The organism is Bradyrhizobium sp. SOJA106 (genome assembly GCF_059448745.1).
This window is the reverse complement of record NZ_CM182549.1, coordinates 5,545,304-5,567,283: the sequence shown is the minus strand read 5'-3', so window position 1 is coordinate 5,567,283 and position 21,980 is coordinate 5,545,304. Positions and strand designations below refer to the sequence as shown.

Annotated in this window: 21 protein-coding genes; 8 read left to right on the top strand and 13 right to left on the bottom strand. The window is 61.3% G+C overall.

Annotated elements, in window-relative coordinates:
* Positions 1 to 234: 234 nt before the first annotated feature.
* Both AC5V87_RS26200 and AC5V87_RS26195 read left to right on the top strand, forming a co-directional pair.
* Positions 235 to 1,368: a glycosyltransferase family 2 protein gene (locus AC5V87_RS26200; RefSeq protein ID WP_495368147.1), complete on the top strand. Its 1,134-nt coding sequence runs from the start codon at positions 235 to 237 to the stop codon at positions 1,366 to 1,368.
* A gap of 6 nt (positions 1,369 to 1,374) precedes the next feature.
* Positions 1,375 to 2,880, top strand: coding sequence for a glycosyltransferase family 39 protein (locus AC5V87_RS26195; protein WP_495368146.1), 1,506 nt, complete (start codon positions 1,375 to 1,377; stop codon positions 2,878 to 2,880).
* A gap of 38 nt (positions 2,881 to 2,918) precedes the next feature.
* Here the strand turns inward: AC5V87_RS26195 and AC5V87_RS26190 are convergent, their stop codons facing one another.
* Positions 2,919 to 4,127 (bottom strand): DegT/DnrJ/EryC1/StrS family aminotransferase, encoded by a 1,209-nt coding sequence (locus tag AC5V87_RS26190; protein WP_495368145.1) that lies wholly within the window; start codon positions 4,125 to 4,127, stop codon positions 2,919 to 2,921.
* 158 nt (positions 4,128 to 4,285) lie between these two features.
* Entirely contained in the window at positions 4,286 to 5,320 is a 1,035-nt protein-coding gene (locus AC5V87_RS26185; protein ID WP_495368144.1) for a dTDP-glucose 4,6-dehydratase, read from the bottom strand.
* A gap of 278 nt (positions 5,321 to 5,598) precedes the next feature.
* On the opposite strand from AC5V87_RS26185, the gene AC5V87_RS26180 reads away from it, so the two are divergent.
* Together AC5V87_RS26180 and AC5V87_RS26175 are read left to right on the top strand one after the other, a co-directional pair.
* A complete protein-coding gene (locus AC5V87_RS26180) occupies positions 5,599 to 6,354 on the top strand; it encodes a glycosyltransferase family 25 protein (RefSeq protein WP_456837709.1) in 756 nt (251 codons plus the stop codon).
* Positions 6,355 to 6,564: 210 nt separating this feature from the next.
* Positions 6,565 to 7,305 (top strand): WbqC family protein, encoded by a 741-nt coding sequence (locus tag AC5V87_RS26175; RefSeq protein WP_495368143.1) that lies wholly within the window; start codon positions 6,565 to 6,567, stop codon positions 7,303 to 7,305.
* Between the two features lie 138 nt (positions 7,306 to 7,443).
* On the opposite strand, the gene AC5V87_RS26170 is transcribed toward AC5V87_RS26175, so the two are convergent.
* The 7 genes from AC5V87_RS26170 to AC5V87_RS26140 all read right to left on the bottom strand — a co-directional run bounded on the left by AC5V87_RS26170 (position 7,444) and on the right by AC5V87_RS26140 (position 13,376).
* Positions 7,444 to 8,157, bottom strand: coding sequence for a class I SAM-dependent methyltransferase (locus AC5V87_RS26170; RefSeq protein WP_495368142.1), 714 nt, complete (start codon positions 8,155 to 8,157; stop codon positions 7,444 to 7,446).
* Positions 8,158 to 8,230: 73 nt separating this feature from the next.
* Positions 8,231 to 9,181 carry a glycoside hydrolase family protein gene (locus AC5V87_RS26165; protein ID WP_495368141.1) on the bottom strand — a complete coding sequence of 317 codons (951 nt, stop codon included), beginning with the start codon at positions 9,179 to 9,181 and terminating at the stop codon, positions 8,231 to 8,233.
* Positions 9,178 to 10,152 (bottom strand): glycoside hydrolase family protein, encoded by a 975-nt coding sequence (locus AC5V87_RS26160; protein ID WP_495368140.1) that lies wholly within the window; start codon positions 10,150 to 10,152, stop codon positions 9,178 to 9,180. The genes AC5V87_RS26165 and AC5V87_RS26160 overlap by 4 nt, the downstream gene beginning before the upstream one ends.
* Positions 10,153 to 10,161: 9 nt before the next feature.
* Complete coding sequence (locus tag AC5V87_RS26155) at positions 10,162 to 10,842, bottom strand: metallophosphoesterase family protein (RefSeq protein WP_495368139.1); 681 nt, start codon at positions 10,840 to 10,842, stop codon at positions 10,162 to 10,164.
* On the bottom strand, positions 10,820 to 11,785 hold the full coding sequence (locus tag AC5V87_RS26150; RefSeq protein WP_495368138.1) for an ATP-grasp domain-containing protein: 966 nt from the start codon (positions 11,783 to 11,785) through the stop codon (positions 10,820 to 10,822). The genes AC5V87_RS26155 and AC5V87_RS26150 overlap by 23 nt, the downstream gene beginning before the upstream one ends.
* An 8-nt stretch (positions 11,786 to 11,793) precedes the next feature.
* Positions 11,794 to 12,636 (bottom strand): NAD-dependent epimerase/dehydratase family protein, encoded by an 843-nt coding sequence (locus tag AC5V87_RS26145; protein ID WP_456837716.1) that lies wholly within the window; start codon positions 12,634 to 12,636, stop codon positions 11,794 to 11,796.
* Positions 12,633 to 13,376 carry a class I SAM-dependent methyltransferase gene (locus tag AC5V87_RS26140; RefSeq protein ID WP_456837717.1) on the bottom strand — a complete coding sequence of 248 codons (744 nt, stop codon included), beginning with the start codon at positions 13,374 to 13,376 and terminating at the stop codon, positions 12,633 to 12,635. Before AC5V87_RS26140 ends, AC5V87_RS26145 begins: the two co-directional genes overlap by 4 nt.
* A 230-nt stretch (positions 13,377 to 13,606) precedes the next feature.
* Here AC5V87_RS26140 and AC5V87_RS26135 point away from each other — a divergent pair, with 230 nt between their 5' ends.
* Positions 13,607 to 14,932, top strand: a complete 1,326-nt coding sequence (locus tag AC5V87_RS26135; protein WP_495368137.1) for a tetratricopeptide repeat protein — start codon at positions 13,607 to 13,609, stop codon at positions 14,930 to 14,932.
* Positions 14,933 to 15,083: 151 nt separating this feature from the next.
* Here the strand turns inward: AC5V87_RS26135 and AC5V87_RS26130 are convergent, their stop codons facing one another.
* Together AC5V87_RS26130 and AC5V87_RS26125 are read right to left on the bottom strand one after the other, a co-directional pair.
* Positions 15,084 to 16,973: a CHASE2 domain-containing protein gene (locus AC5V87_RS26130; protein ID WP_495368136.1), complete on the bottom strand. Its 1,890-nt coding sequence runs from the start codon at positions 16,971 to 16,973 to the stop codon at positions 15,084 to 15,086.
* 75 nt (positions 16,974 to 17,048) lie between these two features.
* Positions 17,049 to 17,573, bottom strand: a complete 525-nt coding sequence (locus AC5V87_RS26125; RefSeq protein WP_495368135.1) for a FecR domain-containing protein — start codon at positions 17,571 to 17,573, stop codon at positions 17,049 to 17,051.
* Between the two features lie 735 nt (positions 17,574 to 18,308).
* Here AC5V87_RS26125 and AC5V87_RS26120 point away from each other — a divergent pair.
* Complete coding sequence (locus AC5V87_RS26120; protein ID WP_495368134.1) at positions 18,309 to 19,373, top strand: DUF2778 domain-containing protein; 1,065 nt, start codon at positions 18,309 to 18,311, stop codon at positions 19,371 to 19,373.
* A 78-nt stretch (positions 19,374 to 19,451) separates the two neighbouring features.
* On the opposite strand, the gene AC5V87_RS26115 is transcribed toward AC5V87_RS26120, so the two are convergent.
* Both AC5V87_RS26115 and AC5V87_RS26110 read right to left on the bottom strand, forming a co-directional pair.
* Entirely contained in the window at positions 19,452 to 20,078 is a 627-nt protein-coding gene (locus AC5V87_RS26115; protein ID WP_495368133.1) for a glutathione binding-like protein, read from the bottom strand.
* Between the two features lie 12 nt (positions 20,079 to 20,090).
* On the bottom strand, positions 20,091 to 20,684 hold the full coding sequence (locus AC5V87_RS26110; protein ID WP_495368132.1) for a cysteine hydrolase family protein: 594 nt from the start codon (positions 20,682 to 20,684) through the stop codon (positions 20,091 to 20,093).
* Positions 20,685 to 20,813: 129 nt separating this feature from the next.
* On the opposite strand from AC5V87_RS26110, the gene AC5V87_RS26105 reads away from it, so the two are divergent.
* Together AC5V87_RS26105 and AC5V87_RS26100 are read left to right on the top strand one after the other, a co-directional pair.
* A complete protein-coding gene (locus AC5V87_RS26105; RefSeq protein ID WP_495368131.1) occupies positions 20,814 to 21,647 on the top strand; it encodes a LysR family transcriptional regulator in 834 nt (277 codons plus the stop codon).
* A gap of 157 nt (positions 21,648 to 21,804) precedes the next feature.
* On the top strand, positions 21,805 to 21,960 hold the full coding sequence (locus tag AC5V87_RS26100; RefSeq protein ID WP_495368130.1) for a S26 family signal peptidase: 156 nt from the start codon (positions 21,805 to 21,807) through the stop codon (positions 21,958 to 21,960).
* Positions 21,961 to 21,980 lie beyond the last annotated feature (20 nt).

The following is a 21,980-nucleotide window of genomic DNA, read 5'->3' as shown; positions in this document are numbered from 1 at the left end:
AAATCAACCCTTTCGCCCCTTGCGAAGCCGGTTTGTCGTTCCTATCTAGTATTTAACGGCGACGTTGAGCGAAAACTCCGGCGCTGGGACGACCTTGGAATAGCTTGGGCCTGCGCCGGATGTACGCGCGGTCCGCCGTTCCGGGGTCGTTGGCATTTTGGGGCCCCTTCGGGCCCAGTCCCAGAGAAAACCCCGGCTTGGCAGCGCAGGACGCGGCGGATATACGCTGCCGTCATGAATGAAGCGATCAGACCGGGCATCGACAGCCCGCCACAGGCTCACGAGGCGCCGGAACTGTCGGTCATCGTCCCGACCTTCAACGAGCGCGACAACGTCACGGTGCTGTACCGGCGGCTCGAGGCGACCCTCGCCAACGTCCTCTGGGAGGTCGTGTTCGTCGATGACAATTCACCCGACGGCACCTGGGACGTCGTGCGCGCGCTGGCCCAGCGCGACAGCCGCGTGCGCTGTGTCCGCCGCATCGGCCGCCGCGGCCTGTCCGGCGCCTGCATTGAGGGTATCCTGGCCTCCAGCGCGCCCTATGTGGCCGTGATCGACGCCGACCTCCAGCACGACGAGACGCAGCTGCCGAAGATGCTGCTGCTGCTCGCGAGCGACCAGGCCGAGCTCGTCGTCGGCAGCCGCTACATCGAGGGTTACAAGAGCGAAGGCTTCAACAAGCAGCGCGCCGGCGCCAGCGCGCTGGCGACCGAGCTCGCCAGGAAGATGCTGCGGGTCGAGATCGCCGATCCCATGAGCGGCTTCTTCATGATGCGCCGCGACCGTTTCGAGCAGCTCGCGCCGAAACTGTCGGTGCACGGCTTCAAGATCCTGCTCGACGTCGTCGCAAGCGCGCAAGGCGGCTTGCGCACCGTCGAGGTTCCCTACACCTTCGGTGCCCGCCAGCATGGCGAGAGCAAGCTCGATTCCATGGTCGCCCTCGACTTCCTCGGTCTCCTGCTGGCCAAGCTCACCAACGACATCGTCTCGCTGCGCTTCATCCTGTTCGCCATGGTCGGCGGCATCGGTCTCGTGGTGCATCTCACCACCCTGTTCATCGCCCTTCAGCTGTTCAAGGCGCCGTTCGCGGAGGCGCAGGCCGCCGGCGCCATCGTCGCCATGACCAGCAACTTCGTCCTCAACAACTTCCTCACCTATCGCGACCAGCGGCTGAAGGGCTTTGCGCTGCTGCGCGGCCTGATCGCGTTCTACATCGTGTGCAGCGTCGGGCTGCTCGCCAACGTCGGCGTCGCCTTCTCGGTCTACGACCAGGAGCCGATCTGGTGGCTGGCCGGCATGGCCGGTGCGCTGATGGGCGTGGTTTGGAACTACGCGATGTCCGGACTGTTCGTCTGGCGCAAGAAATAGCGCAAGATGGGCGGGGCAGACGCGCGGATCGTCCGCAACACCGCGCTGGTGATCGTCGCGCTGGTCGCCTTGCGCCTCGTCGCGGCGGCGTTCACGCCGATCACCTTTGACGAAGCCTATTACTGGATGTGGTCGAAGAGCCTGGCCGGCGGTTATTACGACCACCCGCCGATGGTTGCCTTTGTGATCCGTGCCGGCACCATGATTGCCCGCGACACCGAGCTCGGCGTCCGTCTGGTCTCGATCCTGCTCGCGCTGCCGATGAGCTATGCGATCTATCGCTCCGCCGCGATCCTGTTCGGCGGGGCGCGCGTGGCGGCGACCAGTGCCATCCTGCTCAACGTGACTATGATGGCCTCGGTCGGTACGCTGATCGTCACGCCGGATGCGCCGCTGCTGGTGGCCTCCAGCTTCGTGCTGTTCTTCCTCGCAAAAGTGCTGGAGACCGGCCGCGGCGTCTGGTGGCTTGCCGTCGGTGCCGCGGTCGGCGCGGCGCTGCTGTCAAAGTACACCGCGATGTTCTTTGGCGCGGCGATCCTGATCTGGCTCGCTGCGGTGCCGAAGCTGCGGCGCTGGTTCCTCTCGCCGTGGCCCTATCTCGGCGGCCTCGTTGCGCTCGCGCTGTTCTCGCCGGTGATCCTCTGGAACGCCGACCATCAGTGGGTCTCGTTCGCAAAGCAGCTCGGCCGCGCCAAAATCGAGGACTTCCGCCCCGTCTTCATCGCCGAGCTGATCCCGACCCAGATCGCATTCGCCACCCCACTGGTCTTCATCCTTGGCGCGATGGGACTACACGCACTGACCTGGCGCCGGGCCGGCGCGCTGGCCTCGCGCGTGCTGATCGAGACGATGTTCTGGACCATCGTCGTCTATTTCGTCTGGCACTCACTGCACGCCCGCGTCGAGGCCAACTGGTTCGCGCCGGTCTATCCGCCTTTCGTCGTCGCCGCGGCGGCAGCCGCCAATCTCGTGCAGTGGCCGCCGCGCCAGCGGCGCCTGGTGGATTTCTGCCTGCGCTGGGCCGCGCCGGCCGGCATCGTGATGTTTGCCGCGCTCATCGTGCAGGCCAACACCGGCTGGCTGTCCGGCTATCGACGCGATGCGACCGTGCGCAGCGTCGGCGTCGGCTGGCGCGAGCTTGCGGCCGAGATCGAGGCGGTGCGCGTCCGCACCGGCGCCGCCTGCGTGCTCGCGCCCGACTACGGCACGACGAGCTGGCTCGCCTTCTACCTGCCGCGCGGCACCTGCGTGGCGCAGCAGAACCAGCGCATTCGCTGGGTCAACATGGGCGAGCCCGATCCAAAGCTGCTGGCCGGCAAGCTGCTCTTCGTCGATGAGCTGCGCGAAGGCGACCATCCCGCTCTCAACGACCTGTTCGCGCGGGTGACACGGGTTGCGCAATTGCAACGCAAGCGCGGGCCGCTCGTCGTCGAAACCTACGGCATCGATCTGCTCGAAGGCGCCAGGGGCGACGCGCTGGACCGCTCGCCGCGGCCTGAACTTGTGCCTTGAGCGATCATGTTCGGGATGACGTCTATTTTCTCTTGTGCTTAAGGCTTGTTCGCGCCACGGGACGATTGGTGCACGTACTGCAGGGCGGCGACGATGAGATCGCACTCGTCATCGGTCATGTCATTATAAACGGGCAGCGCAATCACGTTGTAGGCAGTTCGCTCCGTGACGTCCAATTTCACGTCGTTCTGAGTCCTGTAAGCCGTCATGTGGTGGCATGGCGGGCTGTAATACTTCCGGACGAAGACGTTACATTTCTCGAGCGCCGATGCCAGCGCTTCACGATCGAGTCCGAACTGCTCGGCGTCGACAACCACCGGCAGGAATAGCCAGTTCGCCTCTACACCTGCGGGCTCTCGCCCCACCAGCAGGCCGGGAATTTCGGAAAGCCCGCGGCGCATGCGCTCGACGGCCCGACGGCGTGTCGCAACGGCGAGCTCGAACGTCTTGAGCTGCTCGATGCCGATGAGGGCCGATATTTCCAGCATCTTGCCGTTCAGGCCCGGCTCACCACAATCGGAACTGTCGATTTGCCCGAAGTTGCGTATCGCTTTGACGCGGGCGAGCAATTCCGGATCGTCGCTGCAGACGCATCCGCCCTCCATCGTCGAGAAGGTCTTGGTGGCGTGGAAGCTGAACATCTGCGCGTCCGCGAATCTCCCGACCGGCTGGCCATTGACGCGGGTGCCGAACGAGGGCGCGCCATCGACAAGAAATTTGAGCTTATGGCGCCTGGCGATGTCGGCGAGCGAAGCGTAGTCGCTGGCTACTCCGTAGGCGTCGACGGCAAGGATGGCGACGGTGCGATCCGTAATCCTGCGCTCCACGTCCTGCGGGTCGAGGCGCATGGTCAGATCGTCAAGGATATCCGCGAAGACCGGTTCGGCGCCCACCCATTCGACAGCATGAGGTGTGGCGCAGAACGTGAATGACGGCACGATCACTTCGCCAGAGGTGACTCCAGCGCCCCGCAGCATGGCCATCAACCCGATCTGACCATTGCAGAAGACGAGGGAGGGGACACCCAGATATTCGCTCAAACGTCGCTCAAATTCGACGACCCAACGGGAATTGTTCGCGACCTGGCCGGTTTCCAGCGCCGTCTCAAAGGCGGCCAGGAACTGCTCTGTTTTTGGAAAGCCTGGACGCACGATGTTGAGAGGATTTTGTGCCCGGGGCATCGGAAATTCAGGCACCACCGCGTCAGCCCCCTCCAGTCTACGACGAATACCGATATAGTCCTGCAACTTTGGCTCCATGGTGATGTGACATGCCGACGCCACGGGTACTCGCGACCGACATCAGCTCGCGGCAACCATGCACATTCTAAGCCGCTGCGGGTTTGATGCACTCGCAGTTGAGGCAACTTCCCCTGCAAACACAGCCAAACAGGGAGGCAGGTCGACTAGTGATACTCTTTCTTTCCTGCCGCCGACGTGATCGGGATTCTCCGTAGCCAAAGCTGCCGCGACCACCGCTCCGTATTCTCGCGATACCAATCGATCGTCCGGTTGAGGCCATCCTGCCAACTAAAGCTTGGTTTCCAGCCGAGCACGCGATTGATCTTTGACCAATCACCGGTATGCCTCACGACCTGCCCGGGCCGGTCGCCGACAAATTCGATCTTCGCGGGCGAATAATTCATCTTGGATATGATGTCGTGGGCGATCTCGTTGATCGTGCGGTGTTGGCCGGTCGCGACATTGAAGACTTCGCCATGGACGAGATCGTCGGGGGCCTGAAGGACAAGATCGATCGCGCGGCAGGTATCCTCGACGTAGACAAAATCGCGCGCCGCGCAGCCGCCGCCATGAACCGTCAGCGGTTCGTCGAGCATCGCGCTCGTGATAAAGCGAGGAACGAGCTTTTCGAGGTGCTGCATCGGGCCGAAATTGTTGAAAGGCCGAACGATCACAACGGGGATATTGTAGGTAGCCCAATAGGAATAGATCAGCCGGTCGGCACCGCATTTGGCGCTTGCGTAAGGGCTCATCGGATTCAGCGGATGATCTTCATCCATCATGTCCCTGACCGCATTTCCATAAACCTCGGACGTCGAGACATGGACAAAGCGTTTGATGTTGCGTCCGAACCTGGCGACCGCATTCGCAAGCGTCTGAGTTCCGAGCACGTCAGTTTGAAAAAACTGGAGGCTATCGTGAATCGAGCGCGTGACGTGGGTCTCTGCCGCAAGATGGATCACCACATCGGCTTCTGCCACAAGCGTGTCGACCAGCGCGGCATTGCAAACATCGCCGTACCAGAGCACCCCGCGGGAGTCGTGCGAGCGAACCATATCGGACGGAAGATTTTCGACGGCGCCCGCGTAGGTCAGCGCGTCAAGGACAAGGATCCTGTCGAGGGGATACTTCTCCATGAGGTAGTGAATCAGATTTGCACCGATAAACCCTGCACCCCCGGTAACCAGAACGGTTCGCATTCGTAATCCTATTCGCAACGCGTTGCAAGGCCATGAAAGCCCGAGTTCTAGGCTGAACGCCACGTCACCCAATGTCATGCATGGCGGCAGCGTCAGTCATATCGAGTCCACGATGTCTACTGGTCACCGATATCGTCCCTAGCTTGCGCGAAGCATGCCGCGCCGCGCGGGTTTTCCGAAAACACGCACATTTGGAATGGTGCGGGTATGGCGAATCAGGGGCGACTGCTGGCTAATGGATCGCATCGGCATCCGCCTTAACGCCACGGTTGAAAAAAATGAAGAACTTCGTCGTCAATCTCGATCGCCAGCCGGAGAAGTTCGAAAGATTCCTGAAACGGAATGAAGGCTGCGGAATCGCCTTCGAACGTTTCCCAGCGGTTGACGGATTGAAATTGACCGAGGAGGAAGTCATGGCGATGGGGATCGTCGCTCCCGGTTCGCGGTTCGCCCCGGGCGCCGTCGGTGGTACCGCCTCGATGTCGCGGATATGGAAGATGGTCGCCGAGCAGGATGAGCCGGCCCTCGTGTTTGAGGACGATTGCACGATCCGTCACGACATTCTCGCGCGCCTGGAGACGCTTCTTCCGTCCCTTGGCGACTGGGATATTCTGGTACTTGGCTGCAATACGGACTCGGTACTCGATATCGAGCTGGCGCCAGGCATGAAGTCGATGATGATCTTTCGGCCGCAGCGCCCGGATGACGTGAGCGACGCCGCTTTCCAGCGAGCGACGTCCCAGGTTGCGGCCTTCAGGTTGAACTGCTGTTTTGGGCCGGGCGGGTACGTGTTATCCCCTGCAGGAGCGCGGAGAATGTATCCGTATTGGCTCCCGATGGACAATCGGCTGGTGACCATCGAGGCACTTGGCAACCGCGCAGTGACGACGATGGGGGCCGATATGATGGGCAACAGCATCTATCGCTTCGTCAAGGCGTATGCTTGTTTGGCGCCCCTTGTAGTGCCCCGCAACAATAATGCGACCTCAACGACTCTAAGTCATGTCCCGAGTGCCGCGCGGACTTGGGGGTAAGATTTCGGGTTAGGACTTGGCGCCCGATGCACATCACCTTTACGCGGGTGCAGAGCTGATGACCGCAGATCGAGAGCCGATCATCATTGCCTGAGTGCGTTTTGCGCGGCTCGGCGGGCGGCTTGCCTGCCGGTTGACCCCAATATGGATTCGGCGGTGGCGGGCGAAGTTTGCGAATGAGCTTCTTCAGGTGGCAGGGCGTTGCACAAAATGAAACTCGCGATCATGCAGCCGTATTTTCTTCCCTACATCGGCTACTATCAGCTCATTGCTGCGGTCGATGTGTTTGTCGTCTACGACAACATCAAATATACCAAGAAGGGATGGATCAACCGCAACCGGATGCTGGTCAACGGAAAGGACGTCCTGTTTTCACTTTCGTTGAAGAAGGATTCCGATGCCCTGGATATTCGTGACAGAGAATTGGCGGCCGATTTCGATCGTGCAAAGCTGCTCAACCAATGGCGGGGAGTCTATCGCAGCGCGCCTTTCTTCAAGGAGACCTTTCCGCTTCTGGAAGAGGTTGTCGGTTTTCAGGACCCCAATCTGTTTCGCTATATCTTCAATTCGCTGCGCATGACTTGCGAGCATCTGGGCTTAAAGACCGCCTTCAAGATCTCGTCCGAGATTCCCATCGACCATTCGCTCAAGTTTCAGGACAAGGTCCTTGCATTGTGCGAAGCGATGGGGGCACGACAATATATCAACGCGATCGGCGGCCTCGAGCTCTATGATCCAGATGCTTTTGGAGCCCGCGGAATCGAATTTAGGGCTCTCCGAACGAGGCCGTTTCCCTACGAGCAATTCGGCCAGGCCCAGGTGCCGTATCTTTCGATTGTCGACCTGCTGATGTTCAATTCGGTTGCGAAGCTCCGGGAAGCCATAGCCGGCAACTACGACCTGGTTGGAGGCGCTTGCCCCGAACCGCCGCGCTTACTCTCCCAGATGTAGAAGGCTGTTTGGCTGAGCCGGTGCTTGCAGCGCAGATCGACCGCTTTCGCGCGGCGTGCGCGCCTGCATGAAAAATCCCGCCATTGGGTAAATGGCGGGAGCCGGCCCTGTCGCTAAGCCGAGGAGAAACCGTCGGCGTCAAGCCTTCGGTCGTCCGGGTTCGCAAACCAAGAAAATGCTCGAGCAGAGATCCGGATACTGCTGGCCCAATTTGTAGGCTCCCTCGAGATAGGCTTCCGAAATGATGTCCGTCTGCAGCAAGCGATCCCACTGGAAGTTGGCCAAGGCTTTAAAAAACACGCCGGAGCGATGGATCACATTGAGACCCGCCGCAACCGCATCCCGCTCCAACGTATCCAACGAATAGGTGATGCGATGGCCGTGCTCTGCTTCTGCAGGAGTAATGGCGGAGTTGTGCGAGATCAGTCCCATCTTGACCGCAATCTGCCTCGATGGGGCATGCGCATTCGGGCATGCCAAAAACAATCTCCCATGTTCCGAAAGCCACTTTTCGTTGATCAAGCGCAAGACAAGTTGGGGATCGTCAAGATGCTCGAGAACGTGGGTCATCACGATATTGTCGTATCGCCGCGGCAATTGCACCGTTTCAAATGTCGAGTTGATGAACTGAATCCTGGAACCGAAACGGCTCTTGGCTTCCGCAATCGCGACATCCGATGCTTCGACGCAGGTTATATCTTCGAAAAACGGCAGAAACCTCTTGGTGAATTCGCCGGTGTAGCTTCCCAATTCGAGAAGACTTTCGCCTCTGAAGAAGGGCGCAAAGGATCGGATCATGAATGGCTGCATCACATCGAAATCGAACTGGTACGCGTATTTCTGATTGTCCACGTTGCCAGTGTCGTTCAACTCGCGATTGTAGTCTCTCATTTGCGACATAAGGGGTCTTTCGAAGCTTCCGCGTTTATACCAATTCGGCCAATCCAAAACCGAATCTGCCAAACTCGTTTCCATTGTAGAGCATGTAGACTCTGTCATCGCAGGCGAAAACATGCGGATAGCATTGCATCTGCGAATCCCAGCCTTCCTGCGAAAGATCTATGCCTGCCTTCGAGTCGTCGCGCGTCCAGTTGATCAGGTCCTGCGAATAGGCGTATCCGAGACGATAGCTATTCCTGCCTTTTTCCCGGAAGCCATGGCAGGGACGGAAGCAGAAATACATATGATAGACGTCATTCCGGCTGAATACCGTCGGCAAGGCCTGGCATTCATCGTCGCCGATGCGATCAGCGATGATTTGCTTTGCATTCCTTTGCCAGTTGATTGCATCTGTGGATGTGGCGCAGGCGATCTTGTAGACCCTGTCGGGTGGGTCGGTCTCGGAGAACGATTTCCATCTCGTTCCGAAAATATACCACATGTAGTAAAGTCCGCCGATCGACATCACGAATGAATCGGCGATCAAAAAGGGTTCGTGCAGAGAGGCGGTCATGACCGGACCCGGTCCGTGCTTTTGAAACGTCCGCCCGCCGTCCGTGCTTACGGCAAGGCCAATCGATGAATCCGCGCTGACCGAGGCCTTTCGATTCCAGCCGGTGGTGAATCCTAGCACTCTGTCGCCCTCATCAAAAACATGCATGGGGAAAATGCCATGCTCGTCGAAGGCTCCGAGCTCGCCGAGCTCTATGACCGTGTGGTCGCAGACATCGAGGATCTCGCCCATGTTCCTGGCGAAATCCACATAGGCGACGTGGCTCAGATATTTCCCGACCTCGTCTCGTCTACGAGTTGAGAAATAGACCCGCACCCGATCCTTCAGAACCAGCGCTTGCGGCGACTGGGCAAACTCCAAGCAATCGTTTGGCAGCGTATGTTCGGTGGGATCGAAAATCTTTCCGAGCTTCCTCCACCTCATGGCTTGAACCAATCCGGGGAGTTCTGCAGGCGAGCCAAACCGATGCCTGCGCGGCCCATCTCATTTCCCTGATAGATCATGTACGTCTCGCCGTCCAAACCGAACACGTGGCCATAGTTCACCATTTCAGAATCCCAGCCTTCGGCGGAAACTTCCATTCCCGCGAGGTCGTCATTCCTGTTCCAGTTCATGAGATCTTCGGAAACAGCGTAGCCAATGCGATATCCGCCATCCTGGCCTTTGTAGTTCTGGCTCTGCCGATAGGAATAGAACATGTGAAAACGGCCCGCCCGTTCGATGACGTCGGCGCCCGCCTGGCATTCGTCTTTACCCAGCTTGTCTTCGATCAAGTCGAGGCCGGCCTTTCGCCAGCTCAATCCGTCGGAGGAGGTGGCCATCCGAATTTTGTAGACCGGCTCGGGCCTGCCCGAAGTCTTCAGCCACCGCTTGCCTGCGACGTACCAGAGGTACCATTGGCCGTTGAATCTTCGAATCCGCGGGCTTCCGAGGAGAAACGGTTCGTCCGGGGTGTATGAAAGGACCGGTCCTTCGCCAATTCTCTCAAAGGAGTCGCCATTGTCCTTGCTGATGGCGATGCCGATGGCGGCGTTAAAGGGGACCGACTCGCATCGCGTCCATCCCGCATAATACGCGCGGATCTGGTTGTCGTGCCGGATCACCGACACCGGATTCGTTCCGAACTCGTCAAAGGTTCCGCACCCGCCGAGTCTCATCACCGGTTCGTTGCAAATCCGAACCACCCGCGTCGGCGTCCTTCGGTCCAATTCGATGAACGCAATGTAGCTCTTGTATTGGCCGAACTCGTCCGGCGCAGGCCTGGAGCAAAAATAGACTCTGACGACATCGTCGAAGATCAGGACGCTTGGAGATTGCGCGAATTCGCGCATCCAAGGATGATCCTTGTGGTCGCGGGGGTCAAAGAGCTTTCCAAGCTTTTGCCATTGCAGCATGGTCTGATCTCACTCCTCGATCCGTCGAAGCCGGTTCGCGCCGGTCTTCAGTCCGCCGTAGTAGTGGTCGTTGAAGCCTGCGGCTTCCATCAGCTCGAATACTTTCGGCATGTTGTACTCGACCCGATGCAGTTCGAAGCTCTCGCCGTCGAACGTTGCGAACGCCGCGCGTGGATCGCCGTCGCGCGGTTGCCCGACCGATCCGGGATTGCAATAGGTCTTTCCGCCGAAGTGATGGACACCTTGCACATGGGTATGGCCGCTTACAAACATGCTGCCGGGCAGTCGCGCAAAATAGGCTTCGTCGGGCTCCCTGATGTATTCATCGATCGGGTCCGACCATCCGCCATGTACGACTTGAGCGTCCCCCGCTTGCATGTGCACCCGAAACGTCCTTAGCCAGTTCAGATTCTCGGGCGTGATCACCTTGCGCTGATAGGCCAGACATTCGTTGACGCTCTTGGATCGGATGCAAAAGCCGCCAAAGCCCAGGTACCAGTCGTGGTTGCCAAGAAGGCTTTTGATGCCGCGCCTTTTCAGCTCGTCGCAGCATTCGTTCACCTGGGAATAGTATCCGACCACGTCGCCGACGCAGAAGATCTCGGTCACGCGCATGCGGTCGAGTTCGGCGAGAACCGCCGTCAGCGCCTCGAAATTCCCATGGATGTCAGAGATGAACGCTGTCTTCATAGAAGATGTGATCCTCCGTATAGCGGACGGCTCGACCGCGCTTGATGTCCGGCTGGACCGGCATCCGGTTCTCGATCGCCATGTCAACCGCCATCAGTGCTTCGTTATATCCAAAGGCGGTGCGTATCGACGTGGACGAGGAGATCCTCGGATTGATCTCGAGCAGCTTCAGGCCGTGATCGGTCCTGCGAAACTGAAAGTTGGTCGGTCCGACGGGAGAGAACGCCTGACATAGATCCCGAACCGCTTCGTAAAACTCCGCCTCATCGACGACCTCGGCCTTTTCCGTGTACCCGTCCTTGGAGAGTTTTCGTCGAAGCGCCATGATCGCCGAATAGCTCCCACGGCCATCGCAAAACGCGGACACCGTGAATTCCTCGTCATCGCGTCCGACGATAGGTTGGGCCATCAGGATCGGCCTTGTCGCGGGATCAATCCCGGCAAATTGCTCCGCAGTTGCGACCACCACGATTCCCTTGGAGCCGAAACCCCGGCGAGGTTTCAGCAGGAACGGCAGGCCGCATTTCTCTTTGAGAAGGTCGAAGTCCATTTCCAGATGGCTCGGGATCGCATAGGGCAGCTTCAGTTCGAGCTGGCGCTGGTAAAACGCCCATTTGTCGGAGCATCTGGAGATCAGGTCGGGTGAATTCAGGACGACCCTGGTTCCGGTCGATTCAATCTCGGCCAGTCGGTCCGCCCATTTGTACATGTCTGCATCGATGCCGGGGATCGCCACGTCGACGCGATGCTTGCGCAGCAACTCGAGAAGGCAATCGAGGTAGTCCGGCGCATCCGTCCTTGGCACCCGTTCAAAGACGTCGCAGAATCCTGATGCCACCGAGTCGGCATAGATCGACGTGCCGATGAGCTTCGTCGGGTTGTTCGATCTTTTCAGGGAGCGCAAGATTCCGTAGCCGACAATTCCCGCGGCGCCGGAGACCAATATCGTTCTCATGACGCTTGCCTTCGATGCGCCGCTTCCATCTGCATTCCCCGCGCCATGGAGATGCGGGGAAAGTAGTCGAGCAGTCGGAACAGCGTCTCGTCACAAGCAAAGCCATTGCTCGGGATGTCAGGCTTGTCTCTCAGGAAGGTGACCTTGCTTTTGCTCTCGAAGGCGGAGATGGCCGCCGCCGCAATTTGCGAGTAGGTGACATTGTCGGGGTGCACGCAAGGGTAGGTGCCTTCAATCTTCGTCGCAATGACGGCCGAGATGATTTTGGCTACGTCCTGCGCGTGAATGAAGTTCCGCAACGGGTCGTTCGAGCCAAGCAGATTGATGTCTTGATGGCCCTGGGCCTTGTCCATGATGGCGTACAGGAATGGCTGGTGCCTTCGAAACCCTGGTCCCACACCATAAATCTGCGAGGGCTTCAGGATCGCGACCGGCAGGTGGAATTCCCGGCTGCAAAACCGCGCGACGTCTTCCGAGTGCCTCTTTGAGAGCGAGTAAGCGCCGAAGAAGGGAGACGCGCTCCCGAGATCCGAAAAAATGCTGGAGATGTGCACGAGGTGCTTTGCACCTGCCTCCGAGGCGGCATGGCAGAGCTTCATCACACCAAGCACGTTAACATCCATCGCTTGCAGGATGTCGGTCGGTTCCCTGCCGCCGAAAGCCGCGGCCACGTTCACGACGCAGTCGATCCCGTCGGGAATTTGAAGGTCGCGCGAACTCAAGTCCAGTTCGACATCGCAGCCCTTGCGCCCAGCCGTCAGCAGCTCGCACCGTTCACGAAGAAGCGGGATGAGCGTCTGAGCCAGCGAAGAGGTCCCCCCAACGAGCAGGACTCTCATGATCGTGGCGGATCGACTGGAGTGAGCTGGGCCAGCATTCCACAGGACAGTTCCGGGTAGTCAATTCCGATCTCGCACATGGCCCGAATGATGTTGTCCGCGAGATTCAGCGACAGGAGCTGGCTGGTTGCGAGGGGCTTTAGATAGATACCTTCCAGTTTTTCAAGTTTGTAACCGGCATCGCTCACCAGCTTGGCGAGTGAGCTGACCGTAAAGTAGCGCTGATGCCCGAGGAGGAGATCGTTCTCCGAGAGAGCCTCCATGTCGGGCAGCATCCCCGCTAGATGGCCCACCCTCCGGTTCATGACCTCGGCGTTCGGGACCGCTACAAAAAGCTTGCCTGTAGCTGTCAGGAACTTTCTAAAACGCTTCAAGATCAAAAGGGGGTCGTCGACATGCTCGAGGATGAACCCCATGACGATGAGATCGAATCGTTCCTCGGTATCGAACTCCTCGAAGTAGGTTTCGATGACTTCGCTTCTGTTGTCCGGAAATTTCAGCTTGAAGTTCTGGATGACGGCGGGAGAGCCTTCGAGAACGACATGGCGCGCGCATCGGTCCGAGAAAATCTCGGTGGCAAAACCATGGCCCAGTCCCAGATCCAGAACGGAGCGCGGATCCTTGACGACGTGAGCAATCCGTTTCGGATACCAGGTCAGCAGAATTTCGTTGTCGAAATCGTAGATGTTCTTGCCTTGATAGGCCGCGACATGGACGTCCAGTTGATTGCTCGTGGTCAAATGACCGTCCTCTCCACCGAAGACCGGATCGAAAGACCGGACAAGGTGCGCCGGTCGCTATTTGCTGCCATACCAGCGCCCCCTTTGATTCGCCACGCGGCGCGGCGATGAGGCGAAGGCGGTGTCAAGCTTCGTGCAAGCTACAGGCCGGATAGTCGAAAGGCGGCGAGCTTTCCGAAGAGTTGGGAGGCGGGTTGCTGCCTGCTGTCCCATGATCTGGAAGGTCCCCGATGAATTATCACGACGGCACTCTCGCAACAGCAAACGAGATCTCGATGGAGCCGCGGTCGCTGACGCGGGATGAACATTATCAGATCTGCCTGCGGCACCTGAAGACGGGCGAGCTTGCACAGGCCGAAGCGCGTTGCCGGGAAGGGCTGGCCGCAGACGCAAACCAAGCCGGCTTGCTTCATCTGATGGCCGGTGTGTCGCTGCTCAACGGCGACTACGATGCCGCGATCCAGTGGGCCGGCCGCGCCCTCACGAACGAGATGAAGGCGACGTATCTTGCGACGTTCGGGGCCGCCCTGCAGGGCAAGGGGATGCAGGAGCAGGCGCTGGAAGCGTTTCAGCGCGCGGTGGAGCTCGATGCCGTCGATCCGTCAATCTGGGAGAACTATGGCCACGCCTTGAACAGGGCGGGGCACGGCAACCAGGCGGACCTGTGCTTCGTGATCGCGCGGGCCTACCAAAAAATGCCGTTCCTGGCGGAATGCCGTTCTGCTCGCCGCGGCGGCTGGAATGCCCTGACGGAGCAATTCAATCCTCACCTTCGCAACCTGGCGCGATCGGATGCGGCCCGCGATCCCATTCATTGCTTCTGGTCGGACATGCTGCTGAACGAGATGTCGTATCTCTCGCTTCAGTCGATGATCCGCCAGGGCCATCCGGTCAAGCTGTACACTTACGATGACGTAGCCATCATGCAGGCGGTCGTGCCGCCTGGAATCGTGGTGACCGACGCGGAGAGCGTCGTGCCGAAGTCGACCTACCATCATGCCCTCGTGCACAGCGAGGTCCGCTACTTCAGCGACATCTTCCGCTATGCCGTTCTTCAAGAGTTCGGCGGGTGGTGGCTCGATGCGGACATCGTCCTCCTCAAGCCATTGGATTTCGCATCGGAGCACGTGTTTTCCACGCAATGGTCGGGAGTCGAGAACGGCCATGTCTGCGTCGGCGGCGTGATGCGCGCGCCCAAGGGCTCGTTGCATATGGCCAATCTGTATGCCCTGTCGCTCCAGCGGCTTTTCAACGAGCGGCGGGTCGAATACGGCGCGGTGGGGCCGTTGCTGCTCAGCGAATATCTGCTTCTGTCTGACGACGAGCAGCTCCGGTCGTCGATCCTGCCGCCGACGGCCTTCAATGCGATCGACGGCTGCGAGATCGACTTGCTGGTCTCCGAAGGCCGGGACGGCTTCGAGATCTTGAGCGACCCCCGTGTTTCGGGCGTCCATCTCTGGGGAAAAATCTGGGCCGAGCGAGGGCTGCGCGTCGATGCTGTCCCCGACCAGAGCGTGGCGGCTTATCTCAAGAGGCTCGTACGCGAGCCGAATTAGTCGGTAGAGCTCGCGGCGCTTGGGATGCTGAGGCGCAAGGCGCAGCGGCACTAAAGCATGATCCGGAAAAGTGCGAAGCGGTTTTCCGGAAAGATCATGCGCAAACAACAACCTAAAGTGCGATGACGATTCATCCCGATCTCATCGCGGTTTAGTCGATCATCTCGGCCTTGGTGCTGATCTGGTTCGGCCCGTTCCGGTCGCGCCAGAACCAGACGGTCACGACGCCGGAACGGCCGCGCACCTGAGTGAGCAGAGGGCCGGACAGGATGCCCTCTGGAGCGCCCTGGAAGTCGGCCGCATCTAGCAGCGTGTCGGTCAGCGCGAGCCGCGCACAGTTCTGCGCGGCCACTTCCATCAGGCGGCTCGCGACATTGACGGTGTCGCCCGTCGCGGTGATGTGCTGATGGCTTTCGCCGAGACGGGAGGCGATGATCGGGCCGAAATGCGCGCCCATCTTGAATCCGAGCTGACCGCGGATCGCCGATGGCAGCGCAGCGATCCAGCGATCGACGCTGCGATAGATGTCAATCGAGCACTTCAGCGCGCGCGCCGCATCGTCGGGCATCGCGCCGGGCAGGCCGAACAGGATCATGGCGCCGTCGCCAAGGAATCCGGTGATCATGCCGCCGCAATCGACCGCAGCCCTGTCGATCAGCGCGTGAAATGCCCTCAGCAGATCCTGGAGCTCGTCCGGATCGATCTTCTCGCTCAGCGTCGTGAATCCGGAGAGGTCGATAAAGACAACCGCCGCGTCTTGCCGGACCGGCTTCAACAGGAAATTCGGATCGCGTGCCAGCCACTCCTGCACGGCGGGTGCCTGCAATTGCGCCAGCGACTGGCTCTTGGCGGCGAGATATTGCGTGCGGCGGCCGCCCGCCCACAGCTGCACGCCGGCAAACACCGCAAGCGGCGGCACCGCGGCGGCGAGCGTGGTTGCGGCATTCAGCCAGATGCCGTGCGTGAACGCGAACAGATTGAGCCCAGCCCAGGCGATCATCACGATAGCCGCCGCCATGATGCCGAGCGCGCTGCGCCGCCAGGCGAGCAGGCCGACCAGCAGCATCGGCAGCAGGATCGCGGTGAGCGCGTCGGCGATGTGGACCTTGCGGTCGCGCACGATGCCGTCGCCGGCGACGAGATGAGTGATCGCGGTCGAGACCACCTCGACGCCGGGCATCAGGGAATCGAACGGCGTCGGATAGAAGTCGCCGCCGCCGGCGACCGCGGCGCCGATCACGACGATGCGGTTCTCGATCGCGGCGCGATCGAGCGTGCCGTCGAAGATGCTCTGCGCGCTGACGGTGCGGATGGTGCGGCGGGGGCCATAATAGGTGATCGGCAGCGCAAAGTCGGTGTCGGTCGGCACCGCGCGGTCGCCGAGCATGAGATGGTCCGGCGCGATCGTCAGCGGCTTGTCCAGCGCGCGCGTCGCCACGCGCAGCGGGAACGACAGCTCGACCGCGTCACGCGTCCGGAACAGCATTGGCACCGACAGCGGCGAGCCGGATTGGCCCGTCGCGACATTGACGACGCCGACCTCGGCATGGTTGGCGAAGGCGGGCAGCGGCAGCAGGAAGCGCTCGGCCTGCGGCAGGACGGCGAGAGGACCTTCGCTGCCGGACTCCACGGTCTCGCTGGCGGACGGGAAGATCGCGGCGGCGGCGAGCACGATCGGGCCCGTGGCGAGCGTGTTCGCCAGCGTGGCATCGCCGATCGCGGCGCTGCGGTCGACCAGCAGCAGGTCGATCGCGACCACCTTCGGCTTGAACTGCACGATGGTGTCGACGACGCGGGCGAGATCGGCGCGCGGCAGCGGATAGCTGCCGCCGCGCTTGATCACGGTGTCGTCGATCGCGACGATGGTGACGAGATCGGGCGGATGCTGCACCCCGCGAACCTGGGTCCGCAGATCGGTCAGCGTTGCCTCGATCCGGTCGAGAAACTGCAAATGGCCGCTGGCGTGAGCAGCATAGATGCCCGCGCCCCACAGCGCGGTGAGAACGAGTGCCACCAGGATCTGAACGCGTCGGCTACTCATGCGGTCGCTTTGCAATCTTCTCTTGTCCCAAATCTCATTTGCCGGCCCTACCGGCCCAGGCCTTTCGTCCGGACCTTATTGTCCGAGTCGTGCCATCAGCGCGTCGACACGCGCCTGGCCCCACGTCTTGACCGTCAGCGGAGCGGTTGCCTCGACATCGACGCCTTCGCCGGGCCCTAAAACGACGCCGCGCCCGCGAGTCCTGGGGCTCACGCCGACACGGCCATCCGCAACGAACACGGAGGTCTTGGCCTCGGCGACATCGACCGCCCATTTGGTGCCACGCACGGCGGCGATCGCCTGCGGCGTCAGCACCTTGAAGGGGTTGCCGCCGGGTTTCTTGGGCACCTCGACCAGCAGCGCCTTGCTGCTCAACTCCAGGGAGTCAATATGTCCGTCGCGGTTGGCGTCCTTAAGTTCAAATCTGGCGCCATTTTCCGCAACGATGGTGATGCCGTTGTCGCAACGCCAGACTTGCGTGCCGGCGGCCGCTGGCGATGCGCTGCAGCCCGCACGGGCTGCAGGCTGTGCAATCGCGGATCCAATCGACAGGAACGACCATGCCAACGCCAAAAACCCGGCGCGCGAAAACCTTCTCATGCCAGCCTCCGTTTTGCGTGCTTGGCACAGTTCAAGGCGATGTTCGATACGGCACCGTATCACACGCAGAGGCTGCTGAAAAGTGCCGCTCTCGCAGCTATTTTCTCGCTGCGGTATTTTCCAGTGCGGCACGATCAACTTTCAGTCAGGGCGCCGTGTTGTGTGAGCACTCAATCTCCTGTCTCTCCCCGTTCTCACGGAGAGAGGGTGGGGCGAGGGGCTGTTTCCGCGCATGCGGTAAGAGTTGAACTCGCGGAGGCTCCCCTCACCCGCAGGCGCGGGAGAGGCGAAGATCGAGATAGCGCGCACCAGCCTCGCGCAACGCTTCTCCGCTATTGTGCGGGTATTGAAGACCACGAAAAGGACTTGGTTGGTGCGTTTAGAGAGGCGGCCTGAAGAGGTCCGCTGACCGCGCCGATTAGGCCGAGAATTATGGTTAACAGACGCGCCTAAGTCCGTAGTTCTGCGGGCGTTTTTCTCGAAATGGCACAGCGTTAACGAGTTGCCCTATATCTGCCCGAACTTAATCCGCATTTAACTAAAAGTCGCCTTAATGACGCTCCGACCTCCTGCGAGATGCTGTTCCCGGATCGTGACCAGCGGCACTTCGAAGGGGGACTGAGTGACACCGTCCTGGACGCAAGGCGAATGAGTACGAGTATCGCTGCGCAGAGTAACGCGGCACGGAAGTCCAACAATTCTGGCAAGCATTCACATCGGAAGCCTTCCCGGAAAATGACCACCCAAAACGTGCTTGGCGCGGCTGTGATCGGCTGCGTCGTGCTTGCCGGCTGGACCGTCTACAACAACATCTTCGCCGCCAGCGTCTACCCGTCCGTCGGCAGCGCCGGTTACAACGAGCCCGTGATCAAGCGCGCGCCCAAGGTCGCGATGCGCGAGGCGGGCGAGGCCATCAAGGAAGCTTTTGCGCTGCTGCCCGACCGCTTGCAGGTCGCAGCTCCGATCTCGCGCGAGATGTTCAACGAGCGCTTCGCCGCGGCTGCCACGCAAGGCGTGGAGTCGAATGCGGCCAGTGCCGCGCCTGAGACCAAGGTCGCCGAGGCCCCGAAGCAGAGCGTGATCGCCAAGGTCGCCGAAGCGCTGAAGCCGGCGGCTCCTGCCAAAACCGCGGATGCCGCGAAGGCCAAGCGCGCCGCGGATGCACAGATGCAGCTGGCTTCGGCCGATCCGGCCGAGATCGTGCCGGCGCCCGAGGCCAAGCCGAAATCGTTCGCCGACCGCGCCAAGGCCGCGGTGATGTCGATCACCGGGCCGCGGCAGTCGATGGTGGAAAAGCTCTGGGGCAAGCGTGAACCGTCCGGCGGACTGCTCGCCTATGCCTCCGCCGATGCCAGCGTGACCGCGGCCATCGCGCCGAAGGAGCAGAACCCGATGTTCGGCGGCGCGCCGCCCTATGAGCGCGACACGGCGGTCTACGACATCACCGCCAAGACGGTTTACCTGCCCGATGGCACCAAGCTCGAGGCGCATTCCGGCCTCGGCTCCAATCTCGACGATCCGCGCTCCTCGAAAGTCCGCATGCGCGGCGTGACGCCGCCGCACATCTACACGCTGAAGCCGCGCGAAGCGCTGTTCCACGGCGTGCCGGCGCTGCGCCTGACCCCGATCGGCGGCGAGAGCGCGATCTACGGCCGCGACGGCCTGCTCGCGCACACCTTCATGCTTGGGCCGAACGGCGACTCCAACGGCTGCGTGTCGTTCAAGGACTATTACGCGTTCCTCGACGCCTACCGCAACAAGGGCATCCGCAAGCTCGCGGTGCTGGCACGGGTCGACTAAAGCCTGATCCGGACCCGGAGGGCCGCGTTAGCGCAAAGTGCGAAGCGGTCTTTCAAAGCGCGATGCGCTTTAGGACGTTCAAGTCATCGTCTTGCGCAGCGCCATCTCGATCGCGATCGCCTCTTTCATGGCAGGCCGCGCCTGCATGCGCGCAAGATAAGCCGCCAACGACGGCCATTGCGCGATGTCGATCCCGGCGGGGCGGAGCAGCAGCAAGGCCCAGGCGAGGTGCGCATCGGCGACGGTGAACCTGTTGCCGACCAGGAATTCGCGCTCCGTCAGATGCGCTGACGGCACCTGCAACGTCTGCACGATCCTTGTCCGCGGCTTCGCCAGCGAGCCGTCGTCCTGATACCAGAAGGTCGGAAACAGGAACGCCTTGTGGATCTCGGCGCCGGTGAAGCTCAGCCATTCCTGCAGGCGGTAGCGGTCGGGCTCACTGGGGCGGGGCGCAAGACCCGCCTCCGGCTTCAGATCGGCGATGTACTGCAGCACCGCCGCGCTCTCGGTCAGCCGCTCGCCGTTCTCCAGCACCAGCACCGGCACCGCGGCTTTCGGTGAAATCCTGTGGAAATCGCCGTCGTCGTCAACGACCTTCTTGGTCTGGAGCTGCACCAGATGATAGCGCGCCTCGAGGCCCGCTTCCATCAGCGCGATCCGGCTCGCGAGCGAGCAGGCCATCGGCGAGAAATAGAGTTGCAGCATCGCGTTGCTCCATCATCTCAGCGCGTCGCCGCGCGCGATGATCGCGAAGCGGTCGGATAGCTCGGCGAGCGCGACCTCGTGGATGGTCCGGGCGTTGAGCGTGCCGCCGAAGCCGTCGGGCAGGTCGCGCGTGGCGCAGGCGTCAGCATCGATCGTGGTGCGAAAGCCGAGGTCGAGGGCGGCACGGGCGGTGGAGGAGACGCACATATGCGTCATGAAGCCGGCCAGCACGATGTTCTTCCTGTCGGTTGCGGCAAGGCGCGCCTGCAGATCGGTGCCCGCAAAGGCGTTCGGCAGCTCCTTCTCGATCACCAGCTCGCCGGCACCGGGGCTCAGTTCGGCGACGATGGCGCCGCGATCGGCGCTGCGGTCGAACAGGCCGCCCGCCTTGCCGCGATGGGCGATGTGAATGATGGCGGAGCCGGCCTCGCGGGCGCGTGACAGCAGGGCGCTAGCGCGCGCGATCGCGGGCTTGGCGTCGGGCAGGGCGAGGGGCCCTGCGAGATATTCGTTCTGGATGTCGATCAACACCAGTGCGGCCTCGCCAAGACGCGGTGGGTTGAGGTCGGCGCCGGCGAGCTGCAGCAGGGTCTTTGCGGTCGTCATGATCTCTGAAATCTCCGGAGGCAAGATGCTGTCGGAACATAGCGCTGGCTATGCCTGCTGTTGTGCAGGGATATTGCAGCGGGCGGCTGCGATATTGCAGGCAGGCGCGGGGCGATATAGCCTCGAACGATGAACTGGGACGATCTTCGCATCATCGCCGCCGTCAGGGACGAAGGCACTTATGCCGGCGCCAGCGCGCGGCTGCGCATCGACGAGACCACGGTCGGGCGCAGGCTGTCACGCATCGAGCGTGCGCTTGGTCTCCGTCTGTTCGAGGCGGCCGACGGCGCCCGCAGGCCGACGCGCAGTTGCGAAGCGGTGCTGGCGCATGTCGAGGCGATGGCGGCACATGCCGCCGAGATCGGTCGTCTCAGTGAGAGCCTCGAAGGTCCGGTGGGACGCCTGCGCATCGCCTCCACCAACACGGTCGCCGAGGAGGTGCTGTCGCCGCGCGCGAGCGACTTCCTGCGCGCCAATCCCGGCCTGACGCTGCAATTCCTCACCTCGAGCGAGAACGTCAGGTTCTCGCGCTGGGAAGCCGATCTCGCCATCCGCCTGCGCAAGCCCGACAAGGGTGATTTCGCGATCTCGAAGCTCGGCGAAATTCGCATTTACTATTTTGAGCCCGTCACGACCGAGGGCGAGCCGATGTTGTGCGCCTATCCGGACGAGCTCGGCGCCATCCCCGAGACGCAATTCCTGCGCACCAGGAAAGCCCGCGCGCGCTGCGTCACCGACAACGTCCGCGCCATCCGCAACCTGATCCGCGCGCATCAGGCCAGCGGCGTGCTGCCGGAATATGTTTGCGCGGACCTGCTCGGTGATCGCCGCCTGCGAGCGACGCTGCTGCCGAAGCCGCGCGACGTCTGGCTGCTCGTGCAAAATCATCTCAAGCGCGACGCCGCGACACGCGTCACCATCGACTGGGTGAGGGCCTGTTTCCAGGAGACGTCACGGAGTTGACGTCGCCGGCTCGGCCTGCGGGACCGACGATGCCACGAAAGTCAGGCGCTGGCGTGAGACGCTGCCGAACGGCGCGTCCTACGTCACCTATGACTGCACCGACAACGGCTATCTCGACAACACCAACGTCTTCACCGTTCCGCCGGGCCATTTCTTCGTGCTCGGTGATAACAGAGACAACTCCACCGACAGCCGCATGGCAGCGATGGGCTTCATCCCCATGGACAATCTCGTCGGCAAGGTAACGGGAATCTTGTGGTCGCTCGACGAAATCGGCGAGCCGCACATGGAGCGGCTCGGGAAGGTGTGGTGAATGACCGCCATAAACAAAAA